This is a genomic window from Sorangium sp. So ce836 (assembly GCF_028553905.1).
Taxonomy (GTDB): Bacteria; Myxococcota_A; Polyangia; order Polyangiales; family Polyangiaceae; genus Sorangium; species Sorangium cellulosum_D.
Genome location: NZ_CP102233.1, coordinates 12,534,350 through 12,553,011 on the forward strand (window position 1 = coordinate 12,534,350; position 18,662 = coordinate 12,553,011).

Below are 18,662 nucleotides of genomic sequence, written 5' to 3' on the forward strand. Positions count from 1 at the left end.
GGCGCCCAGCCGGGGGCGCGGCGGTCAGCCGCGCGCCACCCACGAGCCGTGAAAGCCGTACGGGATCCGGTGCGGGCAGCGCAGCACCGCGACCGGCTCGCGCTCGATGTCGAGCGCGTCGAGGACGAGGAGGTCGCTTTGGTCCGTCTCGGCGCGGTACACCACGGCGAGCAGCCACCCCTCCCCCTCCGGCGCTCCCTCGCCGCGAGGCACGAACACCGGCTCGGACGTGAAGCTCGACCGACCGAGCTCGTGATAGCGCGCGCGCCGCTCGAGGTGGTCGACCAGGGCGATGGCGTTGTGGTGCCCCCGTCCGTCGCTGTCCCCGCGCCTGCACACCATCCAGCCGTAGCGGTACGGCCGCGCCGTGAACCGCGGATCGACGATCGGAAACTCCGCCGGCGCCTCGTCCAGCAGGGTCTCGTTGACGGCGCCCGTGTCGGGATCGATCCGGAGCCGGGTGAGCCGCCCTTCCGGGTTCTCCGTGAGCGGCGGGTTCGGGTTCTCCCCGCCGAGATCGAAGAGCGGGAGGCGCCCGTACCGCACCACGTCGAGCACGACGGAGCCGCCGTCGTCGAAGGCGTTCATCGTGTGGAAGACGAAGCAGGCGGGGAGATCGACAGTGCGCGCGGGCGCGCCCGGCTCGTCCCGCGGGATCACGATGAGGCGCGCGCCCTCCGAGGGCTCCCACCGGACGGGGTTCGAGGACTTGAAGTTCTCGTACCGCATGGTCGCGGGCAGGTGATAGAAGATCGCCCGCGTCGCCGTGACGCCGAAGTCGTGCATCATCGCCGGGAACGGCACGTCGATGTCGCGCGAGAAGCGGAGCGCGCCGTCCGCGGAGAAGGCGTAATAGGTGAGGTGCGGCGGCCGCGGCGAGGCGCCGAAGGTGTAGATGTCGCCCGTCTCCGGATCGACCTTGGGGTGCGCGACCATGCGGCGCGCCTCCAGCACGCCGCCGAACGTGAAGCGCCCGCGCGTGGCGAGCGTCTCGGGGTCGATCTCGTGCGCGGCCGAGCTCTCGACGAGCGTGAGCAGCCTGCCGGCGAGCCTGAGCACGTTCGTGTTGCTCCGGTCTTGCGCCCGCATGATCCGCCGCACCTGATCCTCGCGCGGCGGCAGCCCGAGCAGCCCGCGCACGCGGAGCTCGATGAGCTCGGAGGGCGTGAAGCCGAGCGCCTTCCAGCCCTCGACCGAGGTGCGCCGGCCGAAGCCGCGGAGGCCGCCGAAGAGCGCCCGGCCCGCCTGCTCCTCCCAGCCGAGCTTGTCCGTGCGAACCCAGCGACGGCGGTGCGCCACGCGCCCGCCGTCGAAGCGGAAGGCGTCCACCATGCCGTCGCCCTCGAACCAGTGATAGAGGACCGGATCGATCGGCTCGAACCGCGGCGCCGGTCCGATCCGGTAGAGCGTGCCGGCGAGCGCCGCCGGCACCTCTCCCGCCGCGAGCTCGAGCGAGGCGTGCTCCGTCTCGCTCCGGAAGGGGGCGTAATTCCCTTCGAGGAAGGGGTTGCGAAGGATCTTGTCGGGCGCGCGCTGCGGGCGCCCGAGCGCGCTCAGGATTCGGGACAGGGCGATCACACACCGACGATAGAGGATGTCGCGCGCCGGGGCGACACCGAAGGTCGGCCGCCGGAAGGCGGCGAGTCAGCCGCCGGAGGGGCTGAAGAGGATAGGATAGGTCACGGTCACGATGCCCGCGTCCGGCGGCGGGAACGACAGCCCGTAAAACGAGCGCACCACGCAGGCGACCACGCCGGCGTCCGGCAGGTCGGAGCCGCCGTTCTGGACGCTGGAGACCGCGCCGTCACGGCCGATCGTGAAGCCCACCGCGACGCGCCCGGTGAGGTTCGGGCTATTGCGCAGCCCGTTCTCGTAGCAGAGCCGGAATCGACCGAAGTTCTGCCGCACGATGCGCTGGATGACCTCGGGCGGGATCCGGCCCGACACCGTGGTCGACCCGACCCCCATCCGCGGCGCGCTCACCTTGTGGCCAGGGCCATGGATGAAGCGCGACGCGCCGCCGCCCGGGCCGAAGCCCTGTCCGTCGCCGAGGCCGTTGCCGTGGCCGATGGTGCCGAGGGGGCCCATCCCGATGCCCGTGAAGCGCCCGCCGCCGGCCTCGCCGATGCCGGTCAGCCCGAGGCCCCCGGCGCCGCCCGACTCGTCGATCGTCTCGCCCCACAGGTTGCCGATCGCGCTCTTCGCCCCGTTGCCGAGCGTGTCGACGCCGCCCCAGGGGGCCGAGGGCGCGTTCGGATCGCCGAGGCCGGCCTGGAGCACGTCGATCATGCCGAAGCGCGCCGCGTCGTCGAGCGCCTGCGCCCTCGAGATCCGCACGTCGGCGTTGTCCTTCGGCCCCGCGATCTCGAAGCGCCCGTTCGTCTTCCGGCTCGTCGCGCTCCCGGCCTTGCCCGACTCGCCGATCGCGGCCGCGCCCGAGCCGCCCTCCGTGTCGTTCGGGCGGGTCGCCTCCGCGCCCTCGTTCGCCTCGGGCAGCTCCCGCTCCGCGGTCGCCGCGAGCGCCTGCGCCATGAGGTACGCCTGCTCCGCGCTCACGCCGCCGTCGTCGGCCATCGCCAGCGGGGGCATGAACGCGGCCATGGCCCCGAGCAGGCCGACGTGGACCAGCGTCGAGAGCGCCGTGAACGGCAGGCTCCGGCGGTCGAGGCTCACCTTGCCCGCGACGCGGCGGCCCGCGTTGCCCACGGCGACCTCGAAGCCGAAGTCGCCGAGGTCGAGCCGCGCGCGCGCGCCGAGCGGCAGCGCGATCCGCCGCGCCCCGCCGAGCGCGGCGTCCGGCGCGGCGCGGCCCGTCGCGATCGCCTGCGCGACCGTCATCATGCAGCTCCCGATCTCGATCATCCCCGACGCGCCCGGCGGGATCACGGCGCTCACCTCGCCGTCGTCGCCGACGAGCACGAGCGGCGCCCTCGCCGCGCCCAGCCGCTCCGCCGGGAGGAAGAAGTCGCACGCGCCCTCTGCGCCGTCCCGCTCGCCCACGTGGAAGGAGCGCGGCGGGGTCAGGTGCGCCACGTGGATCAGGTTGCTCCCCCAGCGGATCAGCACCTCGACGGACAGCGCCTCGGTCTCGCACTCCGCGACGGGCACCTCGGGCGCGCTCTTGACCAGCGCGTACGTGTACGAGCCCTCCGGCGCGTCCGCGGCCACCTCGGGATCGCAGGCCGGAGACGCGCTGAAGGGCAGGTTGCCGAGAAACGGATTCGGGGATGCCATGCTCGGAGCCAACTTGAACGTATCCATCGGAAGCCAGGCCTTTCCCTGCGCGCGCGCGGCGTGGATCGCGCTGCGAGCGGTCTGAATGGAGCGAGCCCGCGAGGGCCCGCGCTCTGGCGTTCCCCGGCGCACGCGCGGCGAGCTTCACCGCTCTCTGCGTGCGCCGCGGAGCGCCGCGTCCACGCCCGGGATCGACAGCGCACCCAGCGCCAGGTTCCGGACCCGCGACGCGATTTCAGCGGCGCGATCGCGCCCGGGGCGTTGAACGAATCCCAGATTGCCGGCCCGACGCCGCGCCGCTCGGCGCGGCGGCGCGCCCCCTGTCCTCGCGGAGCGCGCCACCTCGGAGGGGCAGGCGCCGACGCCCGAGCCCCGGTGTGTGTGCGAAGGCGACCCTCGATGCGATGCGCGCTCGCGCGAGGTTGGCCAACAGACATGGAGTCGTCACGAAACACAGCCGTAAACTTCCGGTGCTCTCCGATGAACCGCGCCGCACTCGCCGGCGCCGAGCAGCGTGAAGACGCGATCGAGCGCACCGCCGACAGCGCAGCAGACACAACCGCTCCGCGCCGCCGAACGAGCGGAGCCGCGCGGGGATCGCGAGGTGCGCAATCTGACGAAGCGACGAGACGACGAGGCGACGAGACGACGAGACGACGAGACGACGAGACGCGCAAGACACGGGCGTTGGGGTAGCCGCGCCCCCGCCGTCGTGCGTATGATGAACGGCATGGGTGCGGCCAGGAGCAGCGGTCAAGACCCGCTCATCGGCGCCACGATCGCCGGTCGATATCGGATCGTATCGCTCATCGCACGCGGGGGTATGGGCAAGGTGTACAGGGCAGAGCAATCCGCCCTGGGACGGATCTGCGCCCTCAAGCTCCTCGTGCCCGACGAGCGCCGCGAGCAAGATCCGGAGTTCTTTCGGCGCTTTTCACGCGAGGCCGCGACCGCGGCGCGGCTCACCCACCCGAACTCCGTCACCGTCTTCGATTACGGCAGGGACGATCCGCGCGGCATTTATTTCATCGCGATGGAATACATCGCTGGCCGTACGCTGCACCGGGTGCTCCACGACGAGGGCGCGCTCCCCGAGGCGCGCGCGAGCCGGATCGCGCGGCAGATCTGCCGCGCGCTCATCGAGGCGCACGGCCTCGGCCTCGTGCACCGGGATCTCAAGCCGAGCAATGTGCTCCTCGTCGACCAGGGAGACGAGAAGGACTTCGTCAAGGTGCTCGACTTCGGCCTGGTCAAGGACGTCTCGGGGCAGGACCTGGACGATCTGACCCAGAAGGGCCTGTTCATCGGCTCTCCCAAGTACACCGCGCCGGAGCAGGCGATGGGCCACGACCTCTCGCCGCGCGCGGACATCTACGCGCTCGGCGTCCTGCTCTACGAGATGCTCTCGGGCAAGGTGCCGTTCGACAAGAAGGTGCCCACCGCGACCCTCATGGCCCATGTCAGCGAGCCGCCGCCGCCGCTCGCGGGGAGCGCTCAGGGCGCGCTCGTGTCGCCGGCGATGGAAGCCATCGTGATGCGGTGTCTCGCGAAGGACCCGGACAGGCGCTTCCAGTCGATGAAGGAGTGTCTCATCGCGCTGAAGAGCGCGGCCGGCGAGCCGATCGATCTCACGCGGGCCTCGGCGCCCGAGCGCCTGTCCGTGGCGCAGCTCGGCGGCGCGCTGCCCTCCGCGCCGTCGAGCTCGGGGCCGCGCCTCTCGGCCTTCTCGCCGTCGCCGAACGAGCCGGGCGCGCCGCCCCGCGCCGGGGCGAGCGAGCCCGCCGCGCCGATCCGCCAGCCGCAGGGCGACTCGCTCTCTCCGGCCCAGGCGCCGCCGACCGTCAGCGGCTCCGTCGGCCCTGCTCGTCATGCGCCGGTGTCCGTCTACATCGTGGCGCTCGTCGCGGCGCTCGTCGGCGGGGGCATCGTGCTGGCGGTCACCGGGCACGTGCGCTGGCGCGCTCCGGACGCCGCGAGCGCCCCGGCCGCCGTCCAGCCCGCCCCGGTGCCGCTCGCCATGCCGGCCGACGCCTCGGCGGGCCACGAGCCCAGCGCGGCGGCCGAGTTCAGGATCGTGAGGATCGAGAGCGCTCCGCCCGGGGCGCGTGTGTCCGACCGGGGGACGGAGGTCTGCCTGGCGACGCCGTGCCGGCTCGTGCTGCAGGGCGCCGGGACCACGGCCGAGTACCGGCTCACCTTGACCAAGCCCGGCTACAAGTCGGCCGTGCTGGTCGTCCGCCCCGAGGACGAGACCGCGGCGGCGGAGCTCGAGGCGCTCGCCGCGGCGGCACCGGCGCCGAGCCCGCAGGCCGCGGCGAGCGCGCTCCCGGCACCGCCGGCGGAGCCGCCGAGCGCCGGGCCGCCGAGCGACGGTCCGTCGCCGAGCGCCGGGCCCGTCGCTGCCGGGCCGAGCGTCGCCCAGCCAGCCGCGGTCGCCCCGCCGGAGCCTCCGGCGGCCGGGGCCGCCGCGGCGCCGGCTGCGCCGGGGCCAGCCGCGCCCGAGATCCTGCCTTTCCAGGAGGGGATGACGCGCCCCGTGCCGATCGTCGCGCCCGCGGTCGTCTACACGCGGCAGGCGCGGCAGGCGCGGGTCGAGGGGACGGTCCTCGCGAAGTGCGTGGTGACGACGGCCGGCAGCCTCACCGGCTGCCGGATCGTCAAGGGCGTGCCCCACATGAACGAGGCGGTCCTCGAGGCGCTCGCGGCGAGCCGCTACAAGCCGGTCACCTACCAGGGCCGGCCGGTCAACGTCGACTACGTGTTCTCGCTCAAGCTCGTGCTCCCCTGAGGCGCTGGCGCAAGCGGCCGCCGTGAGCAAGACCGTGGCCGAAAGGGAGGCGACGACGTGAACGGTCATGGCCGGAAGGGGTTGGCTGGCGCCGGGCTGGTGCTCTGTCTCGCGGCGCTCCTCGGCTGCTCGCGGGAGGAGAGCTCCTCGCCGGCCGCAGGGAGCGGCGTCGCGCGGCCGGCGGCGCTGCGGGCCGAGGTCGAGCTCGCGCCGGAAGGCGGCGAGGTGCCGGCGCTGGTGCAAGCGGCGCGGGAGCGTGCCCGGCGGGAGGGGCGCGAGCTCGTCGTCTACGTGGGCGCGCCGTGGTGCGAGCCGTGCACGAGGTTCCACGACGCCGTGAAGGCGGGCCGGCTCGACGCGGCGTTCCCGGCGCTGCGCCTGCTCGAGTTCGACCTCGACCGCGACCGGGATCGGCTCGCCGAGGCCGGTTACGCGTCGAAGATGATCCCGCTGTTCGTCGTGCCCGGCGAGGACGGCCGGGGGACGCCCTTCCGCATCGAGGGCTCGGTGAAGGGCGAGCGCGCGGTGGACGAGATCGCGCCCCGGCTCGCGGCGATCCTGGCCAGGGCGCAGGCGCCCTCGCGGTGATCCTCGACGGCGCGCGCCGGCCCCGCCGTCGCTCGAGATACCCGCGGCGCCGCGCGCCGTCTCGTCGCGGTGGACGTTCGGCGGCCGCGGCGCCATGAAAGCCCCTCATGAGGACCGCCGACCTCCTGCTCGCCGCCGCAACCGTGTCGCTCGCCGCGGGCTGCCGCGGCGGCACCGGCAACGAGCCTGCTCAGCCCATCCCGCAGGTGACGCCGATCGACACGCGCCCCGAAGGGCCGGCCGTGGACGACGAGCCGCCCACGCCGCGGCCTCCGAAGGAGGCGGATCCCACGAGCACCGACACGTTCGAGGGCACCGCGGGCGCCACCGACAAGCCGCGCGCCGGCGCGAAGGTCGCGATCCTGCGCGACGTGCGCGCGGCCCGGCACGAGCACTACGACCGCGTCGTATTCGAGTTCGAGGGGGACGCGGTGCCGGGCTACCACGTCGACTACATCGATAAGCCGGTGCGGCAGTGCGGCTCGGGCGAGGCGACCGAGATCGCCGGCGACGGATGGCTCGCCGTGCGCATGACCCCCGCCGCCGCGCACACGGACGAGGGGAAGGCCACGATCCCGTTCCGCGAGCGGAAGCTCGCGCTCGGCGTGGCGCTGGAGCTCGAGCGGACGTGCGACTTCGAGGCCGAGGTGACGTGGGTGCTCGGGGTCTCCTCGCCGAACAAGTACCGCGTCCTCGAGCTCACCAAGCCGGCGCGGCTCGTCGTCGACGTGAAGCACTGAGCGGGGCGGAGGCCGCGCCCGCGGGCCGGCCGCGCCCCGGAGGGCCGGCAGCGGAGCCCCTCCCGCAGCTCAGCCGCCCAGCGACGGCCCGGCTTCCTCGTGGCGCACCGGCCGAGACGCCTCCGCGGCCCGCGGCGGGGGCAGCCGGCGCGGCGGCACGACGACGTGCTTCGGCGGGGCGGCGGGGCCGCTCGACGGCCGCGGGATGTTGTAGACGCGCTTCGCCTGGATCGCCGTGGAGCGCAGGCCGTTGGCCCGCTTGATCGCCTCCACCGTGGTGCCGTACTGCCGGGCCAGCGAGCCCAGCGTCTGCCCCTTCTTCGCGGTGTGCCGCACGTACTGCGCGGTCGGCTTGATCGCCCCGCGCTTCACGAGCAGCGGGTACGCGCGCACGGCCGACTCCTGCGCGACCGGGCTGTAGAACCGGATGTGGATGTGGTTCGCGTGCCCCCGGGCATGACGGATGAGCGCGCGCGGCTTCCTCGACCCGTACTGGAAGACCTCGTCGAGCCAGTCCCTGTCCTCGCCGATCTTCAGCGCGTGCTCCTTGAGCAGCCGCTGCACGCTGCTGTCGATGAGGATGAGCTCCACGTCGGTCTCGGTGATGAGCGCCCGGACGAAGGCCCAGGTGCGCTCTCGATCGAGGTTCGCCGCCGTGGCCCGCTGGTACCAGCGGTGCCGCGCGTCGAGGAAGTAGCTGATGTCGACGTCGCGCCCGGCCTGGTGGCTCTTGTGCGGAGAGAGCCGGCCGCCGTCCCGGGCGCTGATGTGCCCGATGTAGAGCTTCGGGCTCCCCGGGAACTGCCGGTGCACCTCCGCGATCGCCCGGTCGAGCGCGTCGACCGTCTCGCGCGTCCCCCAGGCGTGGCCCGGATCGACGAGCTCCCACCGGTCGCTCTCGGGCATCCGGACGCCGTTGAACAGCGCGCCCGCGTTGGTGGCCCCCACCGACATCGGCCCCAGCGCCGCCGGGTCCTTCGCGAGCAGCTCCTCGATCTGGGCCTCGGTCATCGCCGCGAGCGGCGAGTGAGCGCGCGTGCCGGCGGCCGGATCCACCGTCGGATCCAGGCCGTCGCCGACCTCGGCGCCGTCCTCGTCCACCTCGTCTTCGTGCTCGTGCTCGTGCGCGTCCGCGTGCGCGGCCTCCTCCGCCGCTGCCCCGGGCGCCGGCGCGCCGGCGCCCGGCTCCACGGAGACCGAGGCGGTCGCGCGCAGCAGGCGGTCCTTGGACCGCGCCGCCTCCGGCGCGCTCCCGGCACAGCCCGCGAGAACGAGGGCGCAGAGGACGGAAAGCAAGGTGCTGCGGCCCATCGCGGGGCCACTATACCGGCACGAAGATGTCACGCCAACCGCGGCCCCGCGGCGCAAATCCCTTCGCGCGACGGGTGTTCAGCGCCGAGGCGCCCTGCGCGGCCCTGCCCGCGCCCGCGCGCGGCCGCGCTCCGGCTGGCAACGCGGGCAGAAGGCGCTGGAGCGGCCGCCGATGGCGCGCGTCTCCAACGCCGCGCCGCAGCGTGGGCACGGCTCGCCGGCGCGCGCGTAGACAAGGAACGGGTTCGGCGTCGCGCCGGACTCGGACAGGTAAGCGATCTCCCCCGCGCCGATCGCCCCGAGCGTGTGCGCGATCGAGTCCAGGGCGCCCGCGGCGATCGCGGCCACCTCCTCGCGCGCGAGGGATCGGCCCGGCCGCGCCGGGTGCACGCCGGCCCGGAAGAGCGCCTCGGTCGCCTGGATGTTGCCGAGGCCGGCGATCACCGCCTGGTCCATGAGGATCACCTTCACGGCGCGCGCGCTCGCCCGCGCGCGCCGCGCCAGGTCGTCCACGTCGATCCCGTCGCGCAGCGGATCCGGGCCGAGCGCGGCGATCTCGGGGATCTCCCCCGGCGAGACGCCGCGCAGGACCGCGAGGCGGCCGAGGAGCCGCGGATCGCTGTAGTGGAGCACGCTCCCCGAGGCGAGCAGCAGCCGGGCGCGGCTGTGCGCCGGCGCGGGCTCGCCCGGCGAGCGGCGCACCCACTTGCCGGTCATCCCGAGGTGGCTGAGCAGCACCACGCCGGCGTCGAGCTCCAGCGCGAGGTACTTGCCGAAGCGCGTGAGGCGCTCGAGCGCGCGGCCCGGGAGATCGCGCTCGAAAGCGTCGCGGCTCGAACCGCGGAACACGCGGGTGCGGTCGCCCTCGGCGGACGCGATCCGGTCGCCCGCCAGGAAGCGGCGCAGCGAGGCGGCGGCGTGCTCGACCTCGGGGAGCTCCGGCACCCGCGAGGCGTATCACGCGCCGCGGCGCACGAGGGCGTTGCCGCGGGCGGGCCGGCGGCTACATGCTGCCCTCGTGCAAGGGTCCCAGCGGAGCGGCCGCCCCGATCGGGCAGCCCGGGGGGCAGCCGCGCCGGCGCCGCCGGCGGACGGCGCGCCGCGCCCGCACGAGCGCGGCGAGCGCCCCGGCGGGGCCGGCGAGCGCCCGGCGGGCGGCGGGGGCCAGCAGCGGCTCTTCTCGGCCAGGGAGGCGGCGGGCAACGGGCCCGCGACGGTCGAGGGCGAGGTCGCCCGCGTCACCTACGAGAACGAGTCGAGCGGCTTCCGGGTGCTGCGGGTGGAGGTCGCCCCCGGCGCCGCCCCGGAGGTCTGGGTCGGGGTGTTCCCGCAGGTCGTCCCCGGCACGCGCGTGCGCGCGACGGGGCGCTACGAGCGCGATCCGAAGCACGGCGAGCAGCTCAAGGTCGAGACCCTGCTGCCGATCGCCCCCGCCACGCTCGATGGGCTCGAGCGCTACCTCGGGTCGGGCATGGTGCAGGGCATCGGGCCGGCGTACGCGAAGCGGATCGTGGAGGCGTTCGGCGCCGAGACGCTGGAGATCCTCGACCGGTCGCCGGAGCGGCTCGCCGAGGTCCCCGGGCTCGGCCAGCGCCGGGCGCAGGCCGTCGCGAAGGCGTGGGCGGCGCAGCGGGCGATCGGGGCCATCATGATCTTCCTCCAGGCGCACGGCGCCTCCCCGGCGCTGGCGAGCCGCATCTACAAGCGGTTCGGCCCCCACGCGATCGACATCGTCTCCCGCTCCCCGTACCGGCTCGCGCTCGACGTGTGGGGCATCGGCTTCAAGACCGCCGACCGGATCGCGCGCTCGATCGGCGTCCGGGCCGACTCGCCCGAGCGGGCGCAGGCGGGCGTGCTGCAGACGCTGGTCGACCTGTCGACCCGCGGGCACACGCTGGCGGAGCGGCCGGAGCTCGCGGAGCTCGCCGCGGCGATGCTCGAGCGCGACGCCGCCGAGGTCGACGGCGCGATCGACGCGCTCGCGGCGAGCGGCCACGTGCGCGTCGAGGCGCTGTCGACCGGCGAGGTGGCCGTCTACCCGAAGGACCTCTACGAGGCCGAGGTGCGGCTCGCGCGCCGGATGCGCTCGCTGCTCGGGGGCGACGAGGACGGCGCGGGCGGCGACGCGCGCCTCGCGGAGGGCGTCGACGCGGCGATCGCCGCGTTCGAGGCGAAGACGAAGGTCTCGCTGGCGCCCGCGCAGCGCAGCGCCGTGGAGCAGGCGGCGCGGAACAAGGTGCTGGTCATCACGGGCGGCCCCGGCGTCGGCAAGACGACCATCGTCCGGGCCGTCCTGGCGCTCTTCGACCGCGCCCGGCTGCCGGTGCGGCTCGCCGCGCCCACGGGCCGCGCCGCCAAGCGGATGAGCGAGGCGACCGGGCGCGAGGCGGTCACGCTCCACCGCCTCCTGGAGTTCGATCCGAAGCAGCGCAAGTTCGGGCGCCAGCGGGGCCGCCCGATCGAGGCGGCGGCGATCGTGGTCGACGAGGCGTCGATGCTCGATCTGGCGCTCGCCGACGCGCTCCTCCAGGCCACGTCCGACGCGGCGCGGCTCGTGCTGGTGGGCGACGTCGACCAGCTGCCGTCGGTCGGGCCGGGCGCGGTGCTGCGGGACGTGATCGCCTCCGGCGAGGTGCCCACGGTGCGGCTCACGCAGATCTTCCGGCAGGCCGAGGGCAGCCTCATCGTCCGGAACGCGCACCGGATCCACGACGGCGAGCCGCCGGAGGGCGCGCGCGGGCCCGGCGGCGAGTTCTACGTCATCGAGCGGACCGAGGCCGAGGCGGCGGCGGAGCTGATCCTCCACCTCGTGACCGAGCGCATCGGCAAGGGGTTCGGGCTGGACCCGCGGCGGGACGTGCAGGTGCTGACGCCGATGCACAAGGGCGAGGCCGGCGCGATCGCCCTGAACGCGCGGCTGCAGGCGGCGCTGAACCCCGAGGGCCCGACCGTCACGCGCGGCGCGCGGACGCTGCGGCTCGGCGACAAGGTGATGCAGCTCCGCAACGACTACGACCGCGAGGTCTACAACGGCGACGTGGGGTTCATCACGGAGGTGAACGCCGAGGAGCGGAAGCTCCAGGTGCGCTTCGACGATCGCGAGGTCAGCTACGAGGAAGCGGAGCTCGACGAGCTGACGCTCGCCTACGCGACGAGCATCCACAAGAGCCAGGGGAGCGAGTATCCGGCGGTGATCGTGCCGATCCTCACCCAGCATTTCGTGATGCTCTCGCGGAACCTCATCTACACGGCGGTGACGCGCGGCAAGCGGCTGGTGGTGCTCGTCGCGGATCCGCGGGCCGTGTCGCTGGCGCTGGCGGAGACCCGGAAGGAGGAGCGCCGCACCCACCTGGCGGAGCGGTTGCGCAGCGCGGCGCCGGCGCGCTCCGGGCCGGCGCGCGAGCTCAAGCCGGCCCTCGCCGCGGACCCGGGACTCGACTAGGACGGCGCGCGGAGCAGGGAGAGGGCGAGCGACATGAGCGTCCGTGACGGCGAGAGCGACAGCGAGCACGACAGCGATCCCACGAGCGACGGCGAGCCGCGCGGCGCCGGCGAGCCGCGCGGCGCAACGCCGGCAGCGGCGACGCAAGCCGCAGCCCGGCTGGCCCCGGGCGCGGGGAGCGCGGCCAGATTCACTGGAATTAACGCCGGGATCACGGGTGGAATCTCGGGTGGAATCTCGGGTGGAATCTCGGGTGGAAACACGAGCGGACCGAGCGCGGCGCGGGGTCGTGCTCTCCGAGCTCCCCCGTTGCCCGGGTGGGCCCTCCCTGCTAGCGTTCGCGCCCCTTCTACACGAACTACGGCCCCCATCAATTTGGCGCGCAGGGTACCGGGGCGAGGCTGGGTGATGCCTGCGCCTCGGCGCGCGTGGGGAAGAGATCTCGGAGCATCGACGATGACGACGAACGGACAGCAGCAGGCGGCTGGGCTCAATATCGCGGGAGGGGCAGCGATCGTCGCGCCCGTGAGCGCATTCCCGAACGGCGTGCCGGGGAACGCGCTCATCGTCATCCCGGTGAACAAGCCGACCGATGAGCTGAAGGGTCTGATCGAGAAGGGCCCCGCGGCGGTGACCCTCGATCAGATGTGGCAGCTCCTCGGCTTCAACGGGCCGGCGGTGCAGGTGCAGGACGATCAGGGGCGCCCGATCGCGATCGGCCTGGAGGACCTGCTCGCCGGCCTCGAGAAGCACTGGACCGAGCAGCCCGACGATCTGAACCGCGGGCGCATCTACGCGCAGGAGCTCCTCAAGCACAACCGGCTGCAGCGCGCCGAGCAGGTGCTCTCGAAGGTGGTCGCGAAGGGCGGCACGGGCGACGACTGGCTCGCGCTCGGCATCGCGCAGCTCTCGCAGGACAAGCACGACAAGGCCGAGGGGACGCTGAAGGGCGCGCAGAACCTGCTCAAGGACAACCCCTACCCCTCGCTGCACCTCGCGAAGCTCTACCAGGCGCGCAAGGAAGACGAGAAGGAGCGCGAGTTCATCGAGAAGGCGATCGCGATCGACGTGGAGTGCATCGACGCGTGGGCCTACCTCTTCCAGTACCTGAAGCAGCGCGGCGACGAGGCGAGCGCGGTCGCCGAGATCGAGAAGTTCTCGGCCGACAAGAAGACGCCGGCGCCGTACATCGCGATCCAGGGCTTCTACGCGGCCAACGAGGAGACGCGGGACAAGGCGGTCGAGTACGCCAAGAAGGCGGTCGCGCTGAACCCGGACAACCCGCTGGCGCTGCTCTGTCTCTCGGCGCTGTACGGGCAGAAGAACGACCTCGAGGCGGTGGTCCGCCTGCTCCAGCCGCACGAGGCGAAGATGAGCCGCGACGTGCGCCTGGCCAACAACTACTTCGAGGCGCTGTTCCAGTCGCGCCAGCTCGAGAAGGTGACCAAGCTGCTGAACGCGCTCGCGGGCTCTCCGAACAAGGAGGTCAAGCAGTTCGCCATCGAGCGCTCGCGCGCCGTCGCGCAGTACCTGCAGCAGCAGCAGCAGCAGCTCGCCGCCGCGGCCCAGCCGGCGCAGCGCAAGGCCTGACACAGAGCCGCGCGGGGGGAGCGCCGAGCAGCGCTCCCCCGCCGCCCGCCGGCGCTCGCCGCCGCCCTCGGCTCAGCGACCGAAGGCGCGGCGGATCGCCTCGGCGATGCCGCCGCCGCGCAGGCCGTCGGCCTCCAGGCGGTCGGTCGCCGCCTGCTTCACGTCCTCGGGCGCCTGCGCCATCGCGAACGATCGCCCCGCGACCTCGAACATCGGCAGATCGTTGAGCCAGTCGCCGACGACGACCACGTCCGACGTCGCGCAGCCGTAGTGCTCCGCGAGCCACGCGATCGCCGTCCCCTTCGTCGACCCGGACGCGCGGACCATCATGGCCCAGATGCTCGTGTGACCGTCGCGCAGGAACGGGAACGAGACGACGAAGGCCGACTCACCCAGCTCGGACCGGACCTCCTCGACGGCGGCCGTGACCTGGAGCTCGGTCCCGATCGCCACCAGCGCGAGCAGCCCGTGCTCGTGCTCCCAGTACGGGTGCGACGAGACGCGCTCGACCTCGGCGATCGCGTGCGACCAGCCGCGGACGTAGTGGACGTGCGGCGCGCCGGTCGCGTCGTGGACGATGCTGTCCTGCGCGAAGAGGAACGACGCCGTCGCGTGCCGCTCGGTGATCGAGCGCAGCAGGGCCGCGTGGGCGCCGGAGATCGTTCGCGAGTACAGGTGCGCGTCGCCTTCGGTGTGCACGATGTGGCTGCCGTCGACGCACGCGATGGGACCGAGCACGCCGATCCGCCGCGCGACCTCGCGCGTCCCGGAGTACAGGCGCCCGGTCGCGATCGAGACCGGGATGCCGGCGCTCTGCAGCCGCTGGATGGCGAGGAGATCTTCGTCGTGGATGGAGCCATCGCGCCGGACGAGGGTCCCGTCGACGTCGAGGGCGAGGAGCTTGTAGGTCGTCACCGCGTTTGGGTGAAGCGTGAGCGCGCGGAGCGCAACAGGCGGGACGCGAGAGGGCGACTCATGAGGCCGCCCGGAGCCGGGAGCTCAGGACGCCGGGTAGACCGACACCTGCTTCTTGGTGTTGGACTTCCACTCGTACGTCACGACGCCATCGACGAGGGCGAAGAGCGTGAAGTCGCGGCCGGTGCCGACGTTGTGGCCGGCGTGGATCGAGGAGCCGACCTGCCGGACCAGGATGTTGCCAGCGCGCACGGGCGAGCCGGCATACACCTTCACCCCACGGCGCTGCGCGTTCGAGTCGCGGCCGTTCCTGGAGGAGCCGCCGCCTTTTTTGTGAGCCATGTCTACTTCTCCTGCTAGGCGGTGATGCCGGTGATCTTGAGCTCGGTGTACGGCTGACGGTGGCCGTTCTTGCGGCGGTAGTTCTTCCGGCGCTTGAACTTGAAGACCACGATCTTCTTGCCGCGGTCCTGCCCGGTGATCTCGGCCGCGACGGAGGCGCCGCTCACGAGGGGCTTGCCAATCTTGGGGGAGTCGCCGCCGACGAGGAGCACCTCGCTGAAGGTGACCTTGTCACCGGCATTGCCGGCAAGCTTCTCGACCCGGAGCTTCTGACCTTCGGCGACCCGATACTGCTTGCCGCCCGTCTTGATGACCGCGTACATGGTGCGTCTTCCTCAACCTTGGGACCGCGATCCCTCACCTTACGCCACGCATTGGCCCTCGAGCCGAGGGCCCGGTGAGCGAGGGAGCGGCAGTATACGGACCTTGCTTCGCTTGGCAAGAGGTTCGCAGCGCCGTCCGCCCAGGTTCTTCGCCCGGAGAGCCGGCCGCGCGCACCGGCGCTGTAGAGCCGGAAAATCGCCCGCCTCCGCGGCTCAGCCCGAGCGCCGGCCGCGATCGTGCCGCGCGTCCGGCCGCGAGCGCGCAGCTCCCCGCCCCTGCGGCGCCGGCCGCGGTCGCGTTCGTCGCGCGGCCCGCTCGGGCCTGGCGCGCTCCCCTCACGCCTTGGTGAAGACGAACTTCTCGTCGCTCACGTCGACCCGCATCGTCTGGCCGGGCTGGTATCCGCCGGCCAGGATGGTCTCGGCGAGCGGGTTCTGGAGCTCGCGCAGGATCGCCCGCTTCAGCGGGCGCGCGCCGAGGCTGGGCTCGTAGCCGAGCTCGACGAGCCGCGCCTTCGCGGCGTCCGTGAGCGAGAGGCGGATGTCCTTGTCGGTGAGCAGCTGCTCGAGGCGGCGGAGCTGGATGTCCACGATGCCCCGGAGGTCGTCCTTGCTGAGCGCCTTGAACACGACGATGTCGTCGATCCGGTTCAGGAACTCCGGGCGGAAGAACCCGCGCAGCTCCTCGAGCAGGACGTCGCGGATCGCCTCGCGGCCGTCCTCCGTGGTCCACAGCTTGGCGTCGGTCTCGAGCACGCGCTTCGACCCGATGTTCGAGGTCATGATGACGACCGTGTTCGAGAAGTCGGCGAGCCGCCCGCGGCCGTCCGTGAGCCGGCCGTCGTCGAGGATCTGGAGCAGCAGGTTGAACACGTCCGCGTGCGCCTTCTCGACCTCGTCGAACAGGAGCACGCTGTACGGCCGGCGCCGGGCCGCCTCGGTGAGGAAGCCGCCCTGCTCGCTGTCCGCGTAGCCCGGGGGCGCCCCGATCAGGCGCTGGGCCATGTGGCGCTCCATGAACTCGCTCATGTCCATGCGCGTCAGCGCCTGCTCGTCGTCGAACAGGAACTCGGCGAGCGCCTTCGCGAGCTCCGTCTTGCCGACGCCGCTCGGCCCGAGGAACAGGAACGAGCCGATCGGCTTGCCCGGATCGCGCAGGCCCACGCGCCCGCGGCGCACCGCCTTCGCGATCGCGCGCACCGCCTCGTCCTGGCCCACCACCCGCTGCGCGAGCCGCTCCTCCATCTTGAGGAGCTTCTCGGCCTCGCCCTCGAGCATCTTGGCCACCGGGATGCCGGTCCAGTCGTTGAGCGTCGCCGCCACGTCCGACTCGCTGACGACGTTCGAGGTCGGCGCGACCCCCTCGCGCTGCGCGGCCTCCTCGGCGGCCTGGAGCCGCCGCTTGATCTCCGGGATGGTCACGTGCTCGAGCTCGCCGATCTTGGCGAACGCCTTGTCGCGCTGGGCCACCTTCAGCGCGTCGGTCGCGGCGACGAGCTCCCGGCGGATGGCCTGGCACGCGGCGATGACGCCGCGGCGCGACTCGTTGCGGCTGCGCATCGCCGACGCCTTCGGCTCGATCTCCGCGAGCTCCGCCTCCAGGCGCGCGCGGGTCTGGACGCTGAGCTTGTCGTCGTCGTCGGCGAGCGCGGCGATCTGGGCGCGGAGCGCGTCGACGCGCCGGCTCAAGGCGTCGAGCTCGGCCGGCACGCCGTCGACCTCCACCCGCTTGCGGGCCGACGTCTCGTCGAGCAGGTCCACGGCCGTGTCGGGGAGCGCGCGGTCCGAGATGTACCGCTTGGCCAGCGCGACCGCCGAGGCGATGGCGCTCTCCCCCACGCGGACGCGGTGGTGGGCCTCGTACTTCGTCGCGATCCCGCGCAGGATCTCCGTCGCCTGATCGATGCTCGGCGCCTCCAGCGTGATCGTCGAGAACCGGCGGATGATCCCGGGGTCGCGCTCGTTGATCTTGCGCACGCCCTCCGGCGTCGTGGTGGCGATGATCCGGATCTCCCCGCGCGACAGGAGCGGCTTCAGGAGCTCGCCGACGCCGGCGCCCTGCACCCCCTGCCCGAAGAGCGCGTCGAGGTCCTCGACGACGAGGATGCTCTCGGCGTCCTGCGCGCCGCGCAGGCGGTCGACCAGGACCTTGAGGCGCTGCTCGATCTCGCCGCGGAGCTTCGCCCCGGCGACGAGCGCGCCGGTGTCGAGCTCGTAGAGGTGGGCGCCCGCGAGGTTGGTGGGTACGTCGCCGTGGGCGATCCGGTCGGCCAGACCCCGGATGAGCGCGGTCTTGCCCACGCCGGGCTCGCCGACGATGAGCGGGTGGTTCTTGAACCGCCGCTCGAGGATCTGCAGCAGGCGGCGCGCCTCGACGTCGCGCCCGATGACCGGATCGAACCGCCCTTCGCGGGCGTCGGCGACGAGGTCCCGGGTGTAGGGCGCGGGCTGCCCGGGCTCCGACGCGCTGGACGCCGCGGGCGAGGGCTCGCGCGAGGCCGCCTCGAGCGCGCCGAGGTGGGGCCGGAACGCGCCGGGGCCGATGCCGAACGAGGACAGGATCTCCCCCGCAGGCCCGCGGATCTCCTGCGCGAGCGCGTGGAGCAGGTGCTCGATGCCCACGCTCGCCGATTTGTCCCGCGTCGCCTCCCGCTCGGCGCGCCCGAGGAGGTCGAGCAGGCGCGGGCTCACGTACGCGACCCCGCTGCCCGCCTTGGACAGCTTCTTCAGCGCGTTCTCGGCGAGCTGGAGCACCTCGTTCGGATCGGCCCCGGCCCGCCGAAACACCTCGGATACCCCCCGGTCACGCTCCAGCAGCCTCATCAGCAGGTGCAGCGGTGTGACCTCGGCGTGCTGGCGCTCGTCCGCGATCTGCTGAGCGCCGGCGACGACCTGCTTCGCGTCGCTGGTGTAGCGATCGAGGTGAATCGTCCCCTCTTTCTCGGCCATGCGCGCAGCCTACCGCAAGGTGGAGCCCTGTGCGCTTGCATCTTTGGCCGTCCCGGGAAAGGAAAGAGGACGAGATGCCCATGCAAGCAGCCGACGTCACCATCTACGTCACCGAGTACTGCGGATACTGCGCCATGGCGAAGCGCCTGCTGAGCCAGAAGCAGGTGCAGTTCACACAGATCAACGTGGAGGGCCGGGACGACCTCCGCGCCTGGCTGGTCAAGGCCTCCGGGCAGCGCACGGTCCCCCAGATCTTCATCAATGGCGTCAGCGTCGGCGGGTTCAGCGAGCTGTCCGCCCTGGAGAAGCAGGGCCAGCTCGATCCGCGCCTCGCCGAGGCGTCGAGCCCGGACGCCGCCGCCCTGCCGCGCTGAGAGAGGGGCGGCCGATGTGCGACGGAGCCCCTCGCCCGGCGCACCCCTGGCCGCCCCCGCCGGCGA

The 18,662-nt window shown here is 73.2% G+C and carries 14 protein-coding genes; 6 read left to right on the forward strand and 8 right to left on the reverse strand.

Annotated features, from left to right (window positions below):
- Positions 1-24 precede the first annotated feature (24 nt).
- Both NQZ70_RS45735 and NQZ70_RS45740 read right to left on the reverse strand, forming a co-directional pair.
- Complete coding sequence (locus NQZ70_RS45735; RefSeq protein WP_165374497.1) at positions 25-1,578, reverse strand: carotenoid oxygenase family protein; 1,554 nt, start codon at positions 1,576-1,578, stop codon at positions 25-27.
- Between the two features lie 66 nt (positions 1,579-1,644).
- Positions 1,645-3,234 (reverse strand): AgmX/PglI C-terminal domain-containing protein, encoded by a 1,590-nt coding sequence (locus NQZ70_RS45740; RefSeq protein WP_129579847.1) that lies wholly within the window; start codon positions 3,232-3,234, stop codon positions 1,645-1,647.
- 730 nt (positions 3,235-3,964) lie between these two features.
- Between NQZ70_RS45740 and NQZ70_RS45745 the strand changes: the two genes are divergently transcribed.
- The 3 genes from NQZ70_RS45745 to NQZ70_RS45755 all read left to right on the forward strand — a co-directional run bounded on the left by NQZ70_RS45745 (position 3,965) and on the right by NQZ70_RS45755 (position 7,350).
- Positions 3,965-6,022, forward strand: a complete 2,058-nt coding sequence (locus NQZ70_RS45745) for a TonB family protein (protein ID WP_237244658.1) — start codon at positions 3,965-3,967, stop codon at positions 6,020-6,022.
- 57 nt (positions 6,023-6,079) lie between these two features.
- Positions 6,080-6,610 carry a thioredoxin family protein gene (locus NQZ70_RS45750; protein WP_237244659.1) on the forward strand — a complete coding sequence of 177 codons (531 nt, stop codon included), beginning with the start codon at positions 6,080-6,082 and terminating at the stop codon, positions 6,608-6,610.
- Positions 6,611-6,717: 107 nt separating this feature from the next.
- Positions 6,718-7,350, forward strand: coding sequence for a hypothetical protein (locus NQZ70_RS45755; protein ID WP_129579849.1), 633 nt, complete (start codon positions 6,718-6,720; stop codon positions 7,348-7,350).
- A gap of 69 nt (positions 7,351-7,419) precedes the next feature.
- Here NQZ70_RS45755 and NQZ70_RS45760 read toward each other — a convergent pair whose 3' ends face one another.
- Positions 7,420-8,661: a penicillin-insensitive murein endopeptidase gene (locus NQZ70_RS45760; RefSeq protein WP_129579850.1), complete on the reverse strand. Its 1,242-nt coding sequence runs from the start codon at positions 8,659-8,661 to the stop codon at positions 7,420-7,422.
- Positions 8,662-8,739: 78 nt separating this feature from the next.
- Entirely contained in the window at positions 8,740-9,606 is an 867-nt protein-coding gene (mutM, locus tag NQZ70_RS45765; RefSeq protein ID WP_129579851.1) for a bifunctional DNA-formamidopyrimidine glycosylase/DNA-(apurinic or apyrimidinic site) lyase, read from the reverse strand.
- A 73-nt stretch (positions 9,607-9,679) separates the two neighbouring features.
- Here mutM and NQZ70_RS45770 point away from each other — a divergent pair, with 73 nt between their 5' ends.
- Positions 9,680-12,103: an ATP-dependent RecD-like DNA helicase gene (locus NQZ70_RS45770; protein WP_237244660.1), complete on the forward strand. Its 2,424-nt coding sequence runs from the start codon at positions 9,680-9,682 to the stop codon at positions 12,101-12,103.
- A gap of 456 nt (positions 12,104-12,559) precedes the next feature.
- On the forward strand, positions 12,560-13,693 hold the full coding sequence (locus NQZ70_RS45775; protein WP_129579853.1) for a lipopolysaccharide assembly protein LapB: 1,134 nt from the start codon (positions 12,560-12,562) through the stop codon (positions 13,691-13,693).
- Between the two features lie 72 nt (positions 13,694-13,765).
- On the opposite strand, the gene NQZ70_RS45780 is transcribed toward NQZ70_RS45775, so the two are convergent.
- The 4 genes from NQZ70_RS45780 to NQZ70_RS45795 form a co-directional block, all read right to left on the reverse strand.
- Positions 13,766-14,608, reverse strand: a complete 843-nt coding sequence (locus NQZ70_RS45780; RefSeq protein ID WP_129579854.1) for an HAD family hydrolase — start codon at positions 14,606-14,608, stop codon at positions 13,766-13,768.
- A gap of 84 nt (positions 14,609-14,692) precedes the next feature.
- Positions 14,693-14,950 carry a 50S ribosomal protein L27 gene (gene rpmA, locus NQZ70_RS45785; protein WP_129579855.1) on the reverse strand — a complete coding sequence of 86 codons (258 nt, stop codon included), beginning with the start codon at positions 14,948-14,950 and terminating at the stop codon, positions 14,693-14,695.
- 14 nt (positions 14,951-14,964) lie between these two features.
- Positions 14,965-15,273: a 50S ribosomal protein L21 gene (gene rplU, locus NQZ70_RS45790; RefSeq protein ID WP_020740951.1), complete on the reverse strand. Its 309-nt coding sequence runs from the start codon at positions 15,271-15,273 to the stop codon at positions 14,965-14,967.
- 336 nt (positions 15,274-15,609) lie between these two features.
- Entirely contained in the window at positions 15,610-18,222 is a 2,613-nt protein-coding gene (locus NQZ70_RS45795; RefSeq protein WP_129579856.1) for an ATP-dependent Clp protease ATP-binding subunit, read from the reverse strand.
- A 74-nt stretch (positions 18,223-18,296) separates the two neighbouring features.
- Here NQZ70_RS45795 and grxC point away from each other — a divergent pair, with 74 nt between their 5' ends.
- Complete coding sequence (gene grxC / locus NQZ70_RS45800) at positions 18,297-18,596, forward strand: glutaredoxin 3 (RefSeq protein WP_129579857.1); 300 nt, start codon at positions 18,297-18,299, stop codon at positions 18,594-18,596.
- Positions 18,597-18,662: the final 66 nt, after the last annotated feature.

Bases quoted from the DNA above. Each gene is read 5' to 3' on its own strand.
- NQZ70_RS45740 (WP_129579847.1), bottom strand. From the start codon at position 3,234: ATGGCATCCCCGAATCCGTTTCTCGGCAACCTGCCCTTCAGCGCGTCT.
- NQZ70_RS45745 (WP_237244658.1), top strand. From the start codon at position 3,965: ATGGGTGCGGCCAGGAGCAGCGGTCAAGACCCGCTCATCGGCGCCACG.
- NQZ70_RS45755 (WP_129579849.1), top strand. From the start codon at position 6,718: ATGAGGACCGCCGACCTCCTGCTCGCCGCCGCAACCGTGTCGCTCGCC.
- NQZ70_RS45760 (WP_129579850.1), bottom strand. From the start codon at position 8,661: ATGGGCCGCAGCACCTTGCTTTCCGTCCTCTGCGCCCTCGTTCTCGCG.
- NQZ70_RS45775 (WP_129579853.1), top strand. From the start codon at position 12,560: ATGACGACGAACGGACAGCAGCAGGCGGCTGGGCTCAATATCGCGGGA.
- rpmA (WP_129579855.1), bottom strand. From the start codon at position 14,950: ATGGCTCACAAAAAAGGCGGCGGCTCCTCCAGGAACGGCCGCGACTCG.
- rplU (WP_020740951.1), bottom strand. From the start codon at position 15,273: ATGTACGCGGTCATCAAGACGGGCGGCAAGCAGTATCGGGTCGCCGAA.
- NQZ70_RS45795 (WP_129579856.1), bottom strand. From the start codon at position 18,222: ATGGCCGAGAAAGAGGGGACGATTCACCTCGATCGCTACACCAGCGAC.
- grxC (WP_129579857.1), top strand. From the start codon at position 18,297: ATGCCCATGCAAGCAGCCGACGTCACCATCTACGTCACCGAGTACTGC.